Source organism: Polaribacter sargassicola (assembly GCF_021991835.1).
GTDB classification, from domain to species: Bacteria; Bacteroidota; Bacteroidia; order Flavobacteriales; family Flavobacteriaceae; genus Polaribacter; species Polaribacter sargassicola.
On record NZ_JAHDAU010000156.1, the window covers coordinates 1 to 304 of the forward strand.

Below are 304 nucleotides of genomic sequence, written 5' to 3' on the forward strand. Positions count from 1 at the left end.
TAAAGAGAAACGTAATTTACATTATTTCTATTTAGCCCGAATTAATGAGTATGAAATGGCTCATAGATATTTTACTAAAGACCAAACATTTAAAGTTTCTGAAGGGTTTTTAAAAGATTTTGATGGTTTTGATTATAATAATGAAGCTGATTTTAAATTCTCTAATAATTATAAGGAGCTTGTAACGAATCACTATGTAAAACAAGCCAATGAACGTGCTACAACAGAATCTATAGAAAGGGATTTAGCATTTGTTAAAACTGTTCAAGAAGTACAATCTGCAACCATAAAAAACACCCTTCTT

1 pseudogene is annotated in these 304 nt (G+C 28.6%); it reads left to right on the top strand.

From position 1 onward, the window contains the following. Positions 1-304 (top strand): annotated as a pseudogene (locus KI686_RS16285) (TlpA family protein disulfide reductase); the annotation flags it as partial.